The sequence below is a fragment of the Maribacter ulvicola genome (genome assembly GCF_900155985.1).
In the GTDB taxonomy this organism is placed as follows: Bacteria; Bacteroidota; Bacteroidia; order Flavobacteriales; family Flavobacteriaceae; genus Maribacter; species Maribacter ulvicola.
Genome location: NZ_FTMA01000008.1, coordinates 1 through 16882, shown reverse-complemented (window position 1 = coordinate 16882; position 16882 = coordinate 1). Strand labels below are relative to the sequence as shown.

16 protein-coding genes are annotated in these 16882 nt (G+C 33.8%); 10 read left to right on the top strand and 6 right to left on the bottom strand.

All coding sequences use genetic code 11. The features are described from left to right. The first annotated feature begins 41 nt into the window (after positions 1 to 41). From BW936_RS16255 to BW936_RS16240, 4 genes are all read left to right on the top strand, one after another. On the top strand, positions 42 to 941 hold the full coding sequence (locus BW936_RS16255; protein WP_076550239.1) for a mechanosensitive ion channel family protein: 900 nt from the start codon (positions 42 to 44) through the stop codon (positions 939 to 941). Position 942: 1 nt separating this feature from the next. Then, positions 943 to 1785: an ATP cone domain-containing protein gene (locus BW936_RS16250; protein WP_076550236.1), complete on the top strand. Its 843-nt coding sequence runs from the start codon at positions 943 to 945 to the stop codon at positions 1783 to 1785. Between the two features lie 4 nt (positions 1786 to 1789). Next, positions 1790 to 3160 carry an MBL fold metallo-hydrolase RNA specificity domain-containing protein gene (locus tag BW936_RS16245; protein WP_076550234.1) on the top strand — a complete coding sequence of 457 codons (1371 nt, stop codon included), beginning with the start codon at positions 1790 to 1792 and terminating at the stop codon, positions 3158 to 3160. A 108-nt stretch (positions 3161 to 3268) separates the two neighbouring features. Continuing rightward, complete coding sequence (locus BW936_RS16240) at positions 3269 to 3907, top strand: hypothetical protein (RefSeq protein WP_076550231.1); 639 nt, start codon at positions 3269 to 3271, stop codon at positions 3905 to 3907. A gap of 12 nt (positions 3908 to 3919) precedes the next feature. Here BW936_RS16240 and cls read toward each other — a convergent pair whose 3' ends face one another. From cls to BW936_RS16210, 6 genes are all read right to left on the bottom strand, one after another. Continuing rightward, on the bottom strand, positions 3920 to 5329 hold the full coding sequence (cls, locus tag BW936_RS16235; RefSeq protein WP_076550229.1) for a cardiolipin synthase: 1410 nt from the start codon (positions 5327 to 5329) through the stop codon (positions 3920 to 3922). Positions 5330 to 5399: 70 nt separating this feature from the next. Beyond that, positions 5400 to 6089, bottom strand: a complete 690-nt coding sequence (locus tag BW936_RS16230; protein WP_076550226.1) for an ABC transporter ATP-binding protein — start codon at positions 6087 to 6089, stop codon at positions 5400 to 5402. Between the two features lie 10 nt (positions 6090 to 6099). After that, positions 6100 to 7362, bottom strand: a complete 1263-nt coding sequence (locus tag BW936_RS16225) for an ABC transporter permease (protein ID WP_076550224.1) — start codon at positions 7360 to 7362, stop codon at positions 6100 to 6102. Next, positions 7359 to 8441, bottom strand: a complete 1083-nt coding sequence (locus tag BW936_RS16220) for an efflux RND transporter periplasmic adaptor subunit (RefSeq protein WP_076550221.1) — start codon at positions 8439 to 8441, stop codon at positions 7359 to 7361. The genes BW936_RS16225 and BW936_RS16220 overlap by 4 nt, the downstream gene beginning before the upstream one ends. Before the next feature lie 255 nt (positions 8442 to 8696). Continuing rightward, positions 8697 to 8990, bottom strand: coding sequence for a hypothetical protein (locus BW936_RS16215; protein WP_076550218.1), 294 nt, complete (start codon positions 8988 to 8990; stop codon positions 8697 to 8699). 11 nt (positions 8991 to 9001) lie between these two features. Beyond that, positions 9002 to 9877, bottom strand: a complete 876-nt coding sequence (locus tag BW936_RS16210; RefSeq protein WP_076550215.1) for a universal stress protein — start codon at positions 9875 to 9877, stop codon at positions 9002 to 9004. 230 nt (positions 9878 to 10107) lie between these two features. Between BW936_RS16210 and BW936_RS16205 the strand changes: the two genes are divergently transcribed. The 6 genes from BW936_RS16205 to BW936_RS16180 all read left to right on the top strand — a co-directional run. Then, the gene (locus tag BW936_RS16205) at positions 10108 to 10566 is read left to right on the top strand and encodes a hypothetical protein (RefSeq protein ID WP_076550212.1); all 459 of its coding nucleotides are present in this window, start codon (positions 10108 to 10110) and stop codon (positions 10564 to 10566) included. A 63-nt stretch (positions 10567 to 10629) separates the two neighbouring features. Then, entirely contained in the window at positions 10630 to 11439 is an 810-nt protein-coding gene (locus BW936_RS16200; RefSeq protein WP_076550209.1) for a universal stress protein, read from the top strand. A 13-nt stretch (positions 11440 to 11452) separates the two neighbouring features. After that, a complete protein-coding gene (locus tag BW936_RS16195) occupies positions 11453 to 11668 on the top strand; it encodes a hypothetical protein (protein WP_076550206.1) in 216 nt (71 codons plus the stop codon). Between the two features lie 71 nt (positions 11669 to 11739). After that, the gene (locus BW936_RS16190) at positions 11740 to 13422 is read left to right on the top strand and encodes an ABC1 kinase family protein (RefSeq protein ID WP_076550203.1); all 1683 of its coding nucleotides are present in this window, start codon (positions 11740 to 11742) and stop codon (positions 13420 to 13422) included. A gap of 11 nt (positions 13423 to 13433) precedes the next feature. Then, positions 13434 to 14702, top strand: coding sequence for an MgtC/SapB family protein (locus BW936_RS16185; protein ID WP_076550200.1), 1269 nt, complete (start codon positions 13434 to 13436; stop codon positions 14700 to 14702). A gap of 680 nt (positions 14703 to 15382) precedes the next feature. Continuing rightward, a partial coding sequence (locus tag BW936_RS16180; RefSeq protein ID WP_143744201.1) for a thrombospondin type 3 repeat-containing protein occupies positions 15383 to 16882 on the top strand: 1500 nt, incomplete at its 3' end.

Genomic DNA, 16882 nt, shown 5'->3' with positions numbered 1-16882 from the left:
CATAGATTTCTTTTCGTTGGCGGTTTTTTTAAGAAATTCATATGGATATATTTTCAAGTTTATTAGAGAACTCTAGACTAATTGGGACAATTAAATTAGTTGCCTGGATATTGTTCATTGTTTTTATTATCAGCTTTATAAGAAAAGCTCTTAAAAAAAGAATTGAAGATATTTCTATACGATATAAAGCCCAAAAAGGGGTTGAGATTGTTGGTTACGTGCTCATCGTTTTTTTAGTCCTAATGGCATTTACAGTAGATAGTGTAAAAGATTACACCATAATCATTGGCTTATTTACCGCTGGTATCACCTTTACATTGCAAGAATTGATATTAAGCATCGCGGGTTCTTTCTATATCTTTTTTGTTAGAGTATATAAACCTGGTGATCGAATAGAAATAAATAATATAAAAGGCGATGTTATTGATATTGATAGTATTTACACCACAATTATGGAAATGGGAGAATGGGTTAGCAGCGACAACTATTCGGGTAGAATTGTAAAAATTAGTAATGCTTTTGTTTTTAAAGGTCCTATAAAAAATTACTCGATTGATTTTCCTTTCGTTTGGGATGAACTCAACATTTTAATTACCTACGGATCAGATACCAAACTTGCTAAACAAATAATGCTACAAACGGCTACCGAGTTTCTGTCTGATTATACGGAAAAATCCAAAGTTAAATGGCAACAAATGGTAGCTCATTATTATATAGAAGATGCTACTATAGAACCTACCATAGCCATGAACCTAACCGATAATTGGATTCAATTAAATCTAAGATATATAACAGATTACAAAAGAAGAAGAAATACCAAACACACGCTATTTCAACATATAGAACAAGCTATCTCTAAAACAGATGGTAAAATTACATTGGCATCTACTACCTTACAATTACTAGAAGTACCATCACTTAATGTTAATATAAAAAAATAATATGAACAGAAAAGAATCTATTGACATCATTAAATCTTCAGGGAAAAAAATGAAGTTTTCATTAGATAAACTGCGTAATTCTCTTAAGCATAGTGGTGCAAACCATGAACTGGTAGAAGAAATTGTAAGCAAAGTCAATGATGAGCTTTTTGAAGGCATTACCTCTAATGAAATCTATAATAGAGCGTATTCGTTGCTAAAAAAGAACAAATCTGTATTCGCTTCTAAATACAAACTCAAGAAAGCTATCTATGAATTGGGACCAACCGGTTTTCCCTTTGAACGTTTTATAGCCGCTATATTACAATATTCAGGTTATGAAGTTGACGTAGATATCATATTAAATGGAGCCTGTGTTACCCATGAAATTGATGTAATTGCAGAAAAAAATGGTACGGCAACTCTTATAGAATGTAAATTTCATAATGAGGAAGGCCGTAATTGCAACGTTAAAATCCCCCTTTATATACACTCTAGGTATAATGATGTAAAAGCATATTGGGTCACAAATACCAATAACAAACCATTACAAAAAGGTTGGGTAGTTACCAACACCAGATTCACTGAAGATGCCTTAACCTACGGTAAATGTGCAGACCTCTATCTTTTAAGTTGGGATTTTCCAAAAGACGATGGACTAAAAGACAGAATTGATAGGCTTGGGCTCTACCCTATTACAGTTTCTAGCTTGTTATCTAAAAGAGAAAAACAATTTCTATTAAGTAGAAATGTGGTACTGTGCAGACAACTTATAAAAGACAAATTTTACTTGGATCACCTTGGTATTTCTACCGAACGAAAATCAAAAATTTTAGACGAAATCTCAGAACTTTGTAAAATTTAATAACATGAAAAATGTACGTGTAAAATTTTTAGGTGCTTCTGGTACGGTTACAGGTTCTAAATTTTATCTAGAAACTCCTGAACTGAACATCATGATAGATTGTGGCATGTTTCAAGGCCTTAAAGAGTTACGTAAAAAAAATTGGGAGCCCTTATCTATAGACGCCGGTAAAATAGATGTGGTATTGCTAACACATGGTCACTTGGACCACACCGGCTATTTACCTAGGTTGGTAAAAGAAGGTTTTAACGGAGACATCATAGGTACTTCCCCTACTTTAGCCGTTGCACGTGTTATTTTGCTTGATAGTGCCAAAATACAAGAGGAGCAAGCAAAAAAGGCAAATGAAGAAGGTTTTTCCAAACACCCTAAAGCACTTCCTTTTTATAATATTATAGAAGCTGAAAAAACCATTACATTATTCTCAGGAAGAAAAAGAGATGAATGGAATCAGCTTTCAGAGAACATTAGATTTAAATACAGATATAACGGGCATATCATTGGTTCTACTTTTATTGAATTGGAGATATTTGGAAAAATATTCGTTTTCTCTGGCGATGTTGGCAGGTTGAACGATGAACTTTTAATGCCACCGGAAAGACCTGAATGGGCAGATTATCTTTTTTTAGAAAGTACCTATGGCAACAAACTACATCCTAAAGAAAACATTACTACAATTTTAAGCGATTTGGTTCAAAAAACCATTAATGACAGAGCCACATTGATCATACCTTCTTTTGCCGTTGAAAGATTACAATTGCTCATGTTCTTGTTTTGGGATTTGTATAAAAAGAACAAAATACCTAACATACCTATTTTTATAGATAGCCCAATGGGTAGCAATGTTCTAGATGTATTTGGGCAATTTACAGATTGGCATAAGCTTGACCAACATGATTTTAAAGCTATGTGCAATCACTTTACCATTACATCATCTTATGCGGATACTTGGAAAACTATTGACGACCCAAGACCTAAAATTGTAATTGCAGGTAGCGGCATGGTTACGGGCGGCCGCGTTCTCACCTATTTAAAACAGTTGATAGATGAACCTAAAACAAAAGTTCTATTAGTTGGTTACCAAGCAGAAGGTACACGAGGTAGGCAATTGTTAGCGGGTACACATGAACTTAAGCTGTTCGGTAAATACTACCCTGTAAAAGCTAGTATTCATTTTATAGAAAGCCTTTCCGCGCATGCAGACCAAGCAGAACTTCTTCATTTTATCAATGGTATTAAAAATATACCTGAAAATGTCTTTCTAATTCATGGTGAACCAGGGGCATTAGATGCTTTTAAAGTAAAAATAAGAGATACCAAAGGGTGGAACTGCCATATACCGAAGTTAGAAGAAACCATAGATTTGCTTCTATAGACTGTATCTTCACCTTTCTCTACATCTAGACGAACTGATAATGGTCATATCTACTGCTTTTTCAAAATAGTATCTTCGAAAAATATTAGTAATAAATATAACTGCTTTATGAAAAAGTTAATTGTAATATTATCATTGATGCTTACGGGGTGTTCTTCTATTAGTTTAGTAGAAAACTGGAAAAACCCAGATATCGTCATATTCAATGCCAACAAAGTTTTGATCGTTGGTATGGCGCAAAATGATGATACACGAGATGACTTTGAAACCAAATTACAAAAAGAATTTACTAGTAGAGATGTAGAAGCATGGCGAAGTATCGATATTTTCGACCTGTCGCTGACCGATTCCCGTAAGACAGAAAAAGAACTAGACGATGTGGAACAAAGCCTTTTAGATAAAGATTTTGACGCTATTTTACTTACAAAAATTATAGGGTCTGAAAGTCGCGAGAAATTTGTAAAATCTATTACTAGATGGGATGACCACCAGTCTAGATTCAATGATGATTATTTAGAACACCAAGGTATTTATTATGATGACAACTACTACGACCAATATACTATTTACCATGCAGAAACTACCTTATATTGCATTTGTGAAGGTAAAGAAAGAGCTATGATTTGGAGAGGAATTATCGAAATCAATGAGCCTGACAATATAGATAAGGCTATTAAAGATTACGTTAAAATGATTATTGTTGCCATGGAAGATCAAGATTTGGTATTTACCTCGCAAATCGAGTAAATATTGGTCTTCTTAAAATAACGGACTTAATACTCTACCAACACCTTCTTTTAGCTTTTTGCCCCAAGACCTTTTAATATAGTCATTATAGCACAACTCATTGCTTATTTTACAGTCATTTAAAAAGTCTTCTTTTAAGAGCTTTGCCATTTTTTTATGATACATAATAGCATTGACCTCGTAATTCTGTTCAAAACTACGGTCATCTAAATTTGCCGTACCAATAGAGGATACAGCGTCATCGCTCACCATTATCTTACTGTGTAAAAATCCGTCTGGGAAAAGATATATTTTTATACCCGCTTTCAGGAACAACTCAAAATAAGATCGTACCGACCAACTTACCACCTGGTTATCTATCTTTTCAGATACCAACAACCTTACATCCACGCCACTTAAAGCGGCCGTTTGTAATGCCCTTACCAATGCCTGACCTGGTATAATATATGGGTTGGTAATATAAATATAGTTTTTGGCCATATTTATCATGGAGAAATAGGTTTGTTCCAACACCGGAAAATCATCATCTGGACCACCGGCAACAATTTGCACCAATTCATTTGCTACAGGCACTTGAAAAGCATTCTGTGGTAATGGTATAGGCTTTAACAACTTTGTGCTTACCAAGTACCAATCTGTCATAAAAACTTGATCTAGCTGTGTGGCGGCTTCACCCACAAGTCTTAAATGCATATCATGCCATTTACCCAACCCTATTTGACCTTTTAAATATTTATCAGAAACATTAATGCCTCCGGTAAAAGCAATCTTACCATCTACCACAATAATTTTACGGTGGTTTCTAAAATTCAAAGAATAAAAATACCTACCAAATTTAAAAGGCATAAAAGAGTATACTTCTACTCCTATTTGTAAAAGTTTTTTTAGGTATTTCTTACTTAACGAAAAACTGCCAATACCATCATATATCATTCTAACAGCTACCCCATGGGCTATTTTTTCCTGAAATAACCCCAGTAACCTATCCGCTAAATCTCCTTCTTCAAATATATAATACTGTATATGAATTCTTGTGGTAGCTGCTTCCAATGCACTAAATATGGTTTCAAAAGTTGTTCTGCCATCTTTTAAAATTTTTAACTCATTGCCTGTAGTGGGCGGAAAATGGGAATTCTTATAACTTAGGGTCATTAATTTGCCATATCTGCCGTCAAATTCATTTATCTGATCGGTATTTGGTTTTGGCATTCTACGGAACAAATCTTTTTGGTGCTCAATAAGTTTATATCTCCTTCTATTTCTACCCAATAGCAAATAAAGAAAAATACCACCCACAGGCAGCGCAAAAATAGCTAAGAGCCATGCCAGACTTTTTGTAGGCTTTGCTCCATATAATAGAATAGACAATACTATTGACAATGCTACTATTACGTAAATACCAATAAAAATTGAAGTCCACATAAAGTTCGTATTCTTAATATCACACTACATTCTTTTACTATCTTTTAATAAAGGATGCATCTGTGAATTTTTACAAGTTACTGGATTTACCCACAATACGGCCATCTTCCATCTGAATGATGTAATCTGTTCGTTTGGCAAAGTCCTCATCATGGGTAACTACTAGTAACGAAAGCCCCTCTTCTTCCTTTAATTGTTTGAAGATATTGAAAACATTGTCAGAATTGTAACTATCTAAATTACCGGTAGGTTCATCACCCATAAGTATTGACGGATTGTTAATTAATGCCCTAGCAATGGCTACTCGTTGTTTTTCTCCGCCAGAAATTCTTGATGCCTTCTGCTTTGCCAAACTTTCTATGCCTAACATTCTTAATTTCATCATAGCATCGTGCTCAATTTCTTGATGACTTTTACGAGCTAGTTTTTTTGCCGGTAACATTACATTTTCAATCACGCTAAATTCTGATAACAAATAATGAAACTGAAATACAAAACCTATATTTTCATTTCTGATCAGCGATAATTCTGATGCGGACAAACCCGTTACTAACTTATTGTTCAATAATAATTCGCCAGTATACTCGGTATCCATAGTTGATAAAATATAGAGCAATGTAGATTTTCCAGAACCGGATTTTCCCATAATAGAAGCAAATTCCCCATTAAATATTTTAAAGGAAATATCTTTTAAAACATGAAAATCTTTAGGTTTATGAAAGTGCTTATTTATATCTTTTGCTTCTAATACAATGTCCATTCATTATTTTTTAAGTACCTCTTATAATTTTTACCGGATCAATATGCTTGGCTTTATTAGATGGCAGCCACCCCGCTATAAATGTAGAAATGAGTGCAAATACAATTCCTATAACATAGAATTTAGAGCTGAAATGAACCGGATAAGTGGTCATTGTTGGTAAAGCTTCTGTTTTAAAAGGAACACCGTCAATGATAACAGATAATACGAAACCTAAAATCAACCCCAAAACACCACCTACAACACCTATGATCATTGCCTGGCTCATAAAAATATACTGCACATCTTTTCCTGAAAATCCGGTGGCTTTTAAAATGGCAATATCCTTCATCTTTTCATATATAAGCATGTTTAGAATATTATATATGCCAAAACCTGCTACTATTAAGAGCGTAATAGATACTGCATAGGTAATTAGGTTTCGTATGTTGGTACCGGTCTCAAACTGGGCATTTGCTTCATTAATATCTGTCGCGGTAACATCAAACTGTTTTTCAAAACCCTTTGCCAACATTGGTGCCTTTTCAATATTGTTCAATTTTATATTAATGTCGGTGATATAGTTTTGCGCCTCTCCTTGAATTCGCTGTACCGTTTTTAAGTTACCATAGCTTTGAGAATTATCTATATCTGCCACTCCACTTTGATAAATACCTACTATCTTCAGTGGAAACACCGCACCTCTGGTTGTACTTATCTGTACTCTATCTCCAATTTTTAATGACATTTTACTGGCTAGACCAGAACCGAGCAAAATTCCGTTTTCCATATTGTTCAAAGCTTCTGGCGATCCTTCTATGATGTAATCTCGCATATTAGAAAGCCTGGTTTCTTCCATAATGTCTACACCTACCAAATTACCTGATAATTCTATGGATCCTGATAAGTAAAAGATTTGTGCACGTACTTGTGCCGTAGCTCCTTTTACCTGATCCATCTGTTTTAAATGATTTAATATTGGCAGTGCGTTGTGTATCTTTTTTTGTCCGCTTTTTGGTTTAATGGAGCTGATCATCTGTACTGAATTGTTAAATTCTTCATACAAGGAAACCGGCTGATCTACTGTAGGCTCTATTTCATTGTACAAATGAATATGTGGAGTTTGGTTCAAAACCAAGTCATCTAACATATCGTTTAGACCGGTCATAAAGCTAACCATGGTAATGTAAGCACCAATACCAAAAGTAACCCCCAACGCTGCGGTGGCGGTAGATTTCATCTTGGTTAAAAGATGTGTTTTGGCGATATTTAATATAACCGGCCAATTCATTATTCTACAGGCTTTAAAATCAAATCATTTTCGGTAATACCAGAAATAATTTCAACCCTTTCCAAGTTTTCGGCGCCTACTTCTACCGTAACCGTACCGTCTTCCGTTATTACTTTATGACCGTCCACTAAATATGCTCTAGGTATGGTAACCACATCTGCTTTCTTAGATATTACAATATTACCTTCACCGGCAAGACCAGGATATAATACTTTTGGAGGACTGTCAAACAACGCCTCTACTTTGAACGTTTGTGAAGATTCGTCTTTTTGTGGATATATTTTGCTTACGGTAGCCTTAAAAACTTCCATGGGGTATGCGTCTAAGGTAACCAATGCTATCTGACCTAATTTAATTTTAATGATATCTACCTCATCAATCAACATTTCTATTTTAAAATTAGTAGCACTGCCAATTGCACCTAACGGTTCTAAGGTATTGATCAGCTCACCAGGCTCTTTGTACAATGCATAAACCTTACCGTTGATCTTGCTATTAATAGTATAATCTTCTGCAATAATCTTTGAGGATGAATAACTGTTTTTTGCTTGCTGTAAAGCTGTTTCTAAATCATTTTTTGTTCTTTCATAACTAGACTTTTGCTGGTTTAATTGATTTTTTGAAAGTTCATACGCTAATTTTTGATTATCATATTCTGCCTTAGAGCCTATGTTCTGATCCCAAAGTCGCTTCTGTCTAGTAAAATTGATGGAGTCATTTTTAAATTTTAACTCCGCTGCATAAATATCATCTTTTATACTTTTTAAAATAGCGGCATTTCCCTGAATATTTTCTTTGGATTGTTGAAGGGTCAAATAGGCATTTTCTGAATTCAATTTAGGAGTGCGGTTATTCACCTGTAAGATGGCATCGCCCTTTGTTACCAGCTCTCCTTCTTCCACCAAATTACCTTCTAAAATACCTGCTACAACTGCATAAACTTTATATATACTATCTGGTTGAATGATAGCAGATGCATAAACAGATGAAACAAGTTCAGACTTTTGCGGAAATACCTTTTCTTGTTTATCTCCACAAGAAAGAAAAACAAGAAATACTAAACTAATTAAGAGATATCGCATGAATTACAGATTATTATAATTCAAAATAACAGCAAATCTTAAAGATATTATATGAGTAAAATCATGCTTATTAAAATCAACTCATAAAACTCGATTATCTTTTACTTATGCAATCTATTGAGATTTAGTTAAACACGTTTTGAGCATAAAAAACCGAGATTTTCTTCTAGGTTCTTTCTATATTATTTTAAAACTTTTCCAAATTATGCTTTCTAACTTTTTTACAGTTTAAAAACACACTACTGAAAGTTTCAACTAAATTTTCAATAAGAAATCTGGGCATAAAATGGGAAGAAAAACGAATACAAACAAAAAGAACAACACTCCCCATAAAACTCCCATAAGTAAAGGATAAATTATAATATCTCCTTTAACCTTTGGTTTTAAAGAATGGGCTAATAAACCGTGAATACCCATACTAAATAAGGTGAAAATTATTGCCGAAACTGTAATTAGATATACTTTTGAATGTGTGTCTCTAATTGAGAACAGGTAATAACCTAATGCTAATGCAACTACTATTATTATACTATATATTCTTCTGGCCATGATTACTTTTTTTAAAGTGCTTGTTTAAAGTAAAATAATTGATGATTTGATCCCCTAAAACTTAAAAGAGGTACCCTACCATACGATTCCATCTTTTTCACTAAATCTTTATGAAATATGTTTTTTAGAATACCCTTATGGGCTCTTTCTAACATCACAACTAAGTCTGCATTTGTATCACCTAAATAAACTCTAAGGCTTTCAAAAACATCTTCTGTAAACAATAATTTAAATTCAATTAATTCATAAGTAACTTTTTCGCCAAGCATCTCTTTGAACCATTCTAGCTGCATATCTCCTTTGTATTCATCTTTTGTAGAAATATGAACCACATTTATAGTCGCCATTAATGGTTGTGCCATTTCTACCAACTTACGAATGGCATATACATCTTCTTCTTCAAAGTCTGTTGCATAGACTATATTCTTAATTGGCATATAGGAAGCATCTGAAGGAATACTCAACACTGGGCAAGGAGCTTTTTCTATTAAATGTTTGGTATTACTTCCCATTATCATTTCCCTAATAGCGCTTCCTCCTTTAATACCTAATACAATTAAGTATGCATGCCATTCTACAGCCACTGCCATTATACCATGTACCACGGATTTATCTTCAAAAGCTTCCAATATAATAGTAGGGTCTTGCCAAGATTTACCCAAATGTTCATCGCAGAATTCCTCAAGTTTAAACCTGTGTGATTTATGGGCAGTTTCGTCCAGATGTGGAAAAGGTTCATCGAGATTATCTGTACCCAAAATAGTAGGATAATCAAATACATGACTAATTACCAAACGGGTTTTCATCTGTTTAGCCATATGATAAGCATATTTCAATGCTGCTATAGAATTTTCAGAATAATCGGTACAGTACAGTATAGTCTTCACGGAATCAATGTTTAATTATTTTATCTAAAGTACTGACTACCAAACTAAAAAGACATGACAAACATCATGTCCGCCATTTTTTTTTAAATCACTAAAGAACATACCTTGCTAATAGATGAATTTCCTTAAAAAATTACAAACTGTAGGCCTCTTTATAGTATTCATGACTTTGGTCATAATTTTTAAATGCTTCTGCCTATAACTTTATACTTTCATTAAAACATAAAGAAATGAGCACTTTTAGAAATAGACCTAAAGACAACTATATTCATGAAGCCGACTGGAAATCTCTTTATGTATTGACCGAGCATTGGAAATCAGATATGGCTTTTTACAATGAAGACCTGAAGTTCTTACATCACTTAATAGATAAGTACTTTATGTGGATATCTAAGAAAGACAATATTGATATGGTTCGTGAAATTGAAGTTAGTCTTATTGATACCGATAAGAAGTGCGATACATTGGTAAAACAAATTGATACTCATTTGCATCATTTAGCTGAATTAATAGATAACCCGTTTTCATATGATTCTCATACTTTTAGAACAGAACATGAGCAACTTGAAGATGACCTTACTCTTTTTGTAAAACAATTTAGAACAAACCGAAAAGAAGTCTTTGCCATTACAGAACACGTTATTGATGGTGAAGAAATGGTGAGACGACTAGGTATGACCAGCGCTTAATTTAAACTATGTATTTACTAGATTAAGAATAGTAGACTATTTATAACCTTAAGCTTATCCACAATGAAAAAAGTTATTATCCCAACAGATTTCTCTTTAAACGCTCAAAAAGCTATTGCGTATGCTCTTGACCTTTTTAAAAACGAAACGTGTACCTTTTACATTCTTCATGGCTATCATAATGCTCCTTCTTCTTCTATGTCTAAATCTGCTACTCAAAAATCTTTAGATATTTTAATTAAAAGTTTAGAACTGCAAACTGAAGATCAAGACTTCTATTTTGAAGGAATTTTAAAAACAGAATCGGTTTTAAATTTAACGAACCAGACTCAAAATATCATCAATGCAGATTTTGTTATTATTGGTACAAGAGGGGCTTCTAGCCTTACTCAGCTGTTTATTGGCAGCAACGCTTTAGGTCTTATTGAACACTTAGAAAATTCAGCTTTGATAATTGTACCTCCAGAATATGAGAACGCTAATTCAAAAGAAATTGTATTTGCGACCGACTACAAGCATACGTTTACAAATACGGAGTTAAACCCACTTATACAGCTAGTTAAATTAACTAGTTCTACCCTTAACATCGCTCATGTAAAAACAGAAGAATCTTTGAACGAGGAACAGCACTTAAACAAAGAACTATTAAGAAATATATTAAAAGCAACCAAGCACCATTTTTTTGAAATTGAACTTCAGGACAATATTGCCAATACGCTATATCTAATTGAAAAAGAATACAAAAGTTTAGGTACCATGGTCATATTAAAAACTAAACATGGTTTTTTTAAACAACTTTTTAGGGAAAATATCATTAAAAGTCTAAGTGAAAAGACAAAAATTCCTTTACTAGTTTTACCGCTAACTAAATAATTAAAATACTACTATGAAACAATTACACAAAATCTTAAATGAGATTACAGCTTTAACTACAAACATAGAAACTAACTATCCAGAACTATATCGTTCGTTAGACGAAAATCCAATGACCTTACCTATGAGTGAACATCCACATATGGACAAGGAGGTAATGCAAGAATACCTAGAAAGCTTAAAACAATTGCTAGATCATTATTTAGACGAGCATAAAAATTCTATATGAACATTAAAACCGTACTAACCATCATATTATCACCGCTTACAAAATCTATTTTCTAAAAAGAGTAATCTTACATGGCCATACTAAGAATTCCAACGCAAAAAGAAATAAAGCGGTACGCTACTTTATTCAATATACTTGTTAAGTATGGTTTTGAAGATGTGTTATCTCAAAGTCCTATTTTGAAACTAATTCCTAAAAAGTATCTGGAAAACCATCCAGATACTAAGAAAAATTTATCCTTTTCTAAATACGAACGTATTAGAATGGTACTTGAAGAATTAGGCCCTACCTATATAAAACTGGGACAAATATTTAGTACACGAGAAGACATGCTACCGCTTGAGCTTATAGCGGAATTGGAGAAACTGCAGGACCATGTGCCAAAACTCAAAGACTTTGATGTTTTAGCTACAGTTGAAGAAGAGTTAGGAATTGAAAAATTTGGCTATTTTGCCACCATTCAATTAGAGCCCTTAGCTGCAGCATCTTTAGCACAGGTACACCAAGCACAACTTGTAAACGGCGAAGATGTTATCCTAAAAATTCAAAGACCTCATATTACAGCAGTTATTGAAGCTGATTTAATGGTCATGAAACAGGTAGCCGATAGTCTTGAGAAATATAGCACGCACGCGCAAGCTTATCAACCTATTCGCATTATAGCATCTTTTGAGCGGAGTATAAAAGAAGAACTTCAGTTTGCAAGAGAAATAGGCAATACCGAACGTTTTGCTAAAAATTTCGCAGGCAATGAGTTTATTCATGTGCCAGAAATTTATAAGGAACTCTCTACAGATAAGATTATTTGTATGGAACTTATAGAGGGTATTAAAGTTTCTAATATTGAAGCATTGACAGCAGCCAACATAAACCCCAAAGCTGTTGCAAAAATTGGTGTAGACCTTTATATTGAACAGATTTTAGATCATGGATTTTTTCATGCAGACCCACATCCAGGTAATATATTTATAATTTCTGAAACCGAAAAAATATGCTTTTTGGATTTCGGAATGATGGGGACTGTTCTACCCAATGAAAAGGAATCTATAAACGACCTACTACTCCATTTCCTTAATAAAGACGTTAAAAAAATAATTACTTTACTTGAAAAGATTGCTATAAGCACCAACATACCTGATTATAAAAAACTAGAGCAAGACCTCTATCAATTACTTGAAGGGGTAAGCAATACCGCTATACAAAACATTAAACTTGGCGATACCTTATCTCAGTTTAAAGTTGTTTTATATGAAAATCAAATTATAATACCCCACTACCTATACATGATGATAAGAGGTATCATTCTTATTGAAGGTGTTGGACTGAAATTAGATCCTGAATTTAATATCACTGAAAATCTAGAGCCCTACACCGCAAAAATTTTGCGAAAGAAATTTAGCTTAAAGTACTTATTTAAAAAGAACCTGAACCGTATTAAAGATGTTAATGCCCTAGTTGATACTTTGCCAGATGATATTAATACCATCCTAAAAAAAATAAAGGAAGGTAAGTTAGAAATTGTACATGAACACAAGGGTCTTAAAGAGTTTCAATCAGCAACGAGTAAGGCTGTAAACCGTTTGGTGTTTGCCGTAATCATTGCTGCGCTTTCTATAGGTTCATCTTTACTGGTAATGGCAAAAATGCCTCCTTTAATTAACGGTATTCCGGTGTTAGGAGCCATAGGTTTTGTTCTATCTGCCCTGTTGGGGTTCTACATTGTAATCTCAATTTTTAGAAACAATCAGCTTTAGAAAAAGAATACATGGGTGAATTTGAAAAAATATTTAACGTCTTAGATCCTTATATTTTAGGAGTACTCATTAGTTTGGGCATTGGTCTGATCTTAGGACTGGAAAGAGAATATAATAACTTAAAAGAAGACAAAGGGTTTGCCGGCATACGCGCTTTCCCCATTGTAGCTATTTTAGGCTTTACACTGGGCAGCCTCACTGAAATCTACTCTAACTGGCTACCTATTATTGGTTTAGGCGCTTTTATTTTCTTTTTAGGATTCAATCATTTATACAAAGAAACCGTAGAATACGAGCGTAGCTTTACTACGAACATTGCATTGATTTCCACTGTGGTTTTAGGCTTAATGGTTTCTGCGGAATATTATAGAAATGCAGTTGCTACGGCAGTTATCATTGTAACCTTACTTTCTCTTAAAACCCGTTTTCATACTGTTATAAGAAATATTACTTCTGACGAGCTTTTTGCGCTAATAAAATTTTCTATCATCGCTTTGTTGATTTTACCGTTTTTACCCAATAAGAATTACGGACCTAATGACTTGATAAATCCGTTTGAGATCGGGTCTATCATTGTCATTGTATCCTTTTTAAACTTCATTGGTTATTTCTTAGTGAAATTTGTAGGCTCCAAAAAGGGAATTCTATTAACCGCTATTCTTGGCGGTCTCATTTCTAGTACTGCAGTAACTTGGAGCTATGCTTCTCGCAGTATAGAATCTCCTGAACTTTCTAGAAAATATGCTGCGGGTATTATCATTGCTTCGGCTATCATGTTTCCAAGACTCGCATTATTGACCTTTATCTTCAATGCCGCACTTTTTAAGTATGTAGCCATACCATTTGCCTTATTTTCAATAACATGCCTTGTAGTTTCCCTACTTCTAATTAAAGAGGATACCAATAAGCCCGATACAAATATTAAGCTAGGTAATCCTATGAATTTACTTAATGCCATTGGGTTCGGTGTAATTTATGTGGTCATACTTTTTGCCGTTTTTTACAGTAATCAGTTTTTTGGAGAAAGCGGATTGTACTACTCCGCGCTAATTGCCGGTTTAGCAGATACTGATGCCATCACTATAAGCCTAGCCAATTTTGCTTCGGATGCTGAAAAAATAAAGCTGGCTTCATCCGTTATAGTCACCGCCGTCATTAGTAATATGCTTGTAAAATTGGGAATTTCCGTATTTAAAGGATCTAAAATAACCGGCAAACTAGTTGGGTATACGTTTTCCGGTATTATAATAATTGGTGGTCTTTACGCCTTTCTCAATTAAATAAACACCTAATATCTAAGTGAAAATATATTTTTTTCCTGCTTAGAATAATTTACAATATTCAAATCTTTAAATTAAACTAATGTTATAAAAGGATTTTTCAAAATCAATAACCATAAAAGATAACTATCTCGTTAGGTATTTTTATCAATAAATGTGCTTTCAATGTATCCCATCAATACTCCTATACATTAACCATATTTGGTAAGCTAATTAATCATTGAATGCTTTTAATCATTAGGTTGAAACAATAAATAAGTACGATAGAATTAATGAGCACAAGGCAATATATAAATATTTGCCTAAAAGGGAATAGATTCATTTTGTAGGAAAATACAGATATTAAATCTTAACGGATTTACAACAAAATTATAGAGAATAGCAACAAAAGTTCTAAAAATTACACTCTTACCCATACATTTATTAAAAAAATAACACCTCAATTCAATTAACATAATTTTATCTAACAATATGTGACTCTATTTTAAACATGGTGTCATATATTTAGAGTATTTAAAAACATTAGCTGGTTTATTTCTTATATAATATAGGACTCAATGCTTAAAAAAAATGTTTTTATATGCTAATCTTTTAAGAAGATAGCTTATTGAATTAAAAAAACTCATCTAATGTTAAAATTTACTTTTATTTTTCTTTTTAAACATCATTTAAAAAACATAGTGTCAATTATATTTTTACTTTTTTTTATTTCTGAAGTAAAATCACAAGACCCATGTACAGATGGAGCAACAGCAGGTATAGTAACCGCAAACGACCCAGATGCAGATGGTATTAATAATATTTGTGATAAAGATGATGATAATGATGGGGTTTTAGATATAGAAGAAGGTAGTTGTACTAGTAGTTTATTTTCAGAAATGACATTTGTTAATGATCAAACATTTACAGGTGTACTACCTAGTGGAACTACCTACACCGCAGTATTAAGCGGAACCAATAATAGATTTAATGGTGTAGATGGCAATAATGATCAATGTGTATTCTCCACAAGTAATTATACAGGAGCAGAAACCAATACAGATCATGCTAGAACCAATATTAGAGCAAATGAGCCTTCTGGTACATTAACTATTACGTTTAGTAAATCAGTGAGCGACTTAAATTTCCATTTGGGTGGTACAGATTATTCTACTTGGAATTTTGCACCAACTCCTGGAATTTCATTAATCCGATTATCAGGAAATGCAGATTTTTCGGTAGTTGGCACATTGGTTTCAGATGGAAATAATGCTAATGGCGTAACTGCTCCAGATTGTAATTTGGCCAATCAGATAGGTAGCGCTTATGGAACTGTACAAGTACAAGGAACTTATACAACAATCGTAATCAATGTGTCAAATATAACAGGTAATAATGATGGACAACGGTTACAAATAGCTGAATCTGTTTGTTTAACTGATACAGATAATGATGGTACTCCAGATTATTTAGACAGGGATAGTGATGGTGATGGTTGTCTAGATGTTTTTGAATCTGGGGGAGTAGATGTAGCGCCTGCGGATGGGATATTAGATGGGACAGGTTTTAATAGTGATGGATTAGTAACAGGTGGTACGGGAGGTTATAATGGTGTAACAGGTAACGAAGCCGAAGCTATTAAAGTAACAATTAGTACACCGCCAAGCAACCAGACTTTCAATGATGGTGATTCTACAACATTTAGTGTTATAGCAACAGGAGATCAAGCTACAAGTTATTCTGCTGGTAACCCCGTATACGGTAGTACGGGAAATGCAGATTCAGGTCTTAATTACCAATGGTATAATGGCAACCCAGATATGGGTGGAACAATTATTCCAGGTGAAACAGGTTCAAGTTATAGCTTCAATGCCGCTTTAGCAGATGATGGAAATCAATATTGTGTATTAATTACTCATGATGATAATGTGTGTATCAGGGAGATTAGTTGTGCAACACTAACCTTAAATCCATTAGATTCAGACAATGACGGTATTTCCGATGGACAGGAAGCCATAGATGGTACAGATCCTAACGACGATTGTGATTCCGTGGGCGGTACCCCGCTAGGAACTTCAGATTGTGATAATGACGGTCTTACCAATGACGAGGAAACCACGGGCGTGGACGACCTTGCCACCACGGCCGATCCGAACGGGGAGATTACGGACCCCAACGACCCAGATTCCGATGATGACGGT

Coding starts and splice junctions, on each gene's coding strand:
- BW936_RS16255 (WP_076550239.1), top strand. CDS start 42: ATGGATATATTTTCAAGTTTATTAGAGAACTCTAGACTAATTGGGACA.
- BW936_RS16250 (WP_076550236.1), top strand. CDS start 943: ATGAACAGAAAAGAATCTATTGACATCATTAAATCTTCAGGGAAAAAA.
- BW936_RS16245 (WP_076550234.1), top strand. CDS start 1,790: ATGAAAAATGTACGTGTAAAATTTTTAGGTGCTTCTGGTACGGTTACA.
- BW936_RS16240 (WP_076550231.1), top strand. CDS start 3,269: ATGAAAAAGTTAATTGTAATATTATCATTGATGCTTACGGGGTGTTCT.
- cls (WP_076550229.1), bottom strand. CDS start 5,329: ATGTGGACTTCAATTTTTATTGGTATTTACGTAATAGTAGCATTGTCA.
- BW936_RS16230 (WP_076550226.1), bottom strand. CDS start 6,089: ATGGACATTGTATTAGAAGCAAAAGATATAAATAAGCACTTTCATAAA.
- BW936_RS16220 (WP_076550221.1), bottom strand. CDS start 8,441: ATGCGATATCTCTTAATTAGTTTAGTATTTCTTGTTTTTCTTTCTTGT.
- BW936_RS16215 (WP_076550218.1), bottom strand. CDS start 8,990: ATGGCCAGAAGAATATATAGTATAATAATAGTAGTTGCATTAGCATTA.
- BW936_RS16205 (WP_076550212.1), top strand. CDS start 10,108: ATGAGCACTTTTAGAAATAGACCTAAAGACAACTATATTCATGAAGCC.
- BW936_RS16200 (WP_076550209.1), top strand. CDS start 10,630: ATGAAAAAAGTTATTATCCCAACAGATTTCTCTTTAAACGCTCAAAAA.
- BW936_RS16195 (WP_076550206.1), top strand. CDS start 11,453: ATGAAACAATTACACAAAATCTTAAATGAGATTACAGCTTTAACTACA.
- BW936_RS16190 (WP_076550203.1), top strand. CDS start 11,740: ATGGCCATACTAAGAATTCCAACGCAAAAAGAAATAAAGCGGTACGCT.
- BW936_RS16185 (WP_076550200.1), top strand. CDS start 13,434: ATGGGTGAATTTGAAAAAATATTTAACGTCTTAGATCCTTATATTTTA.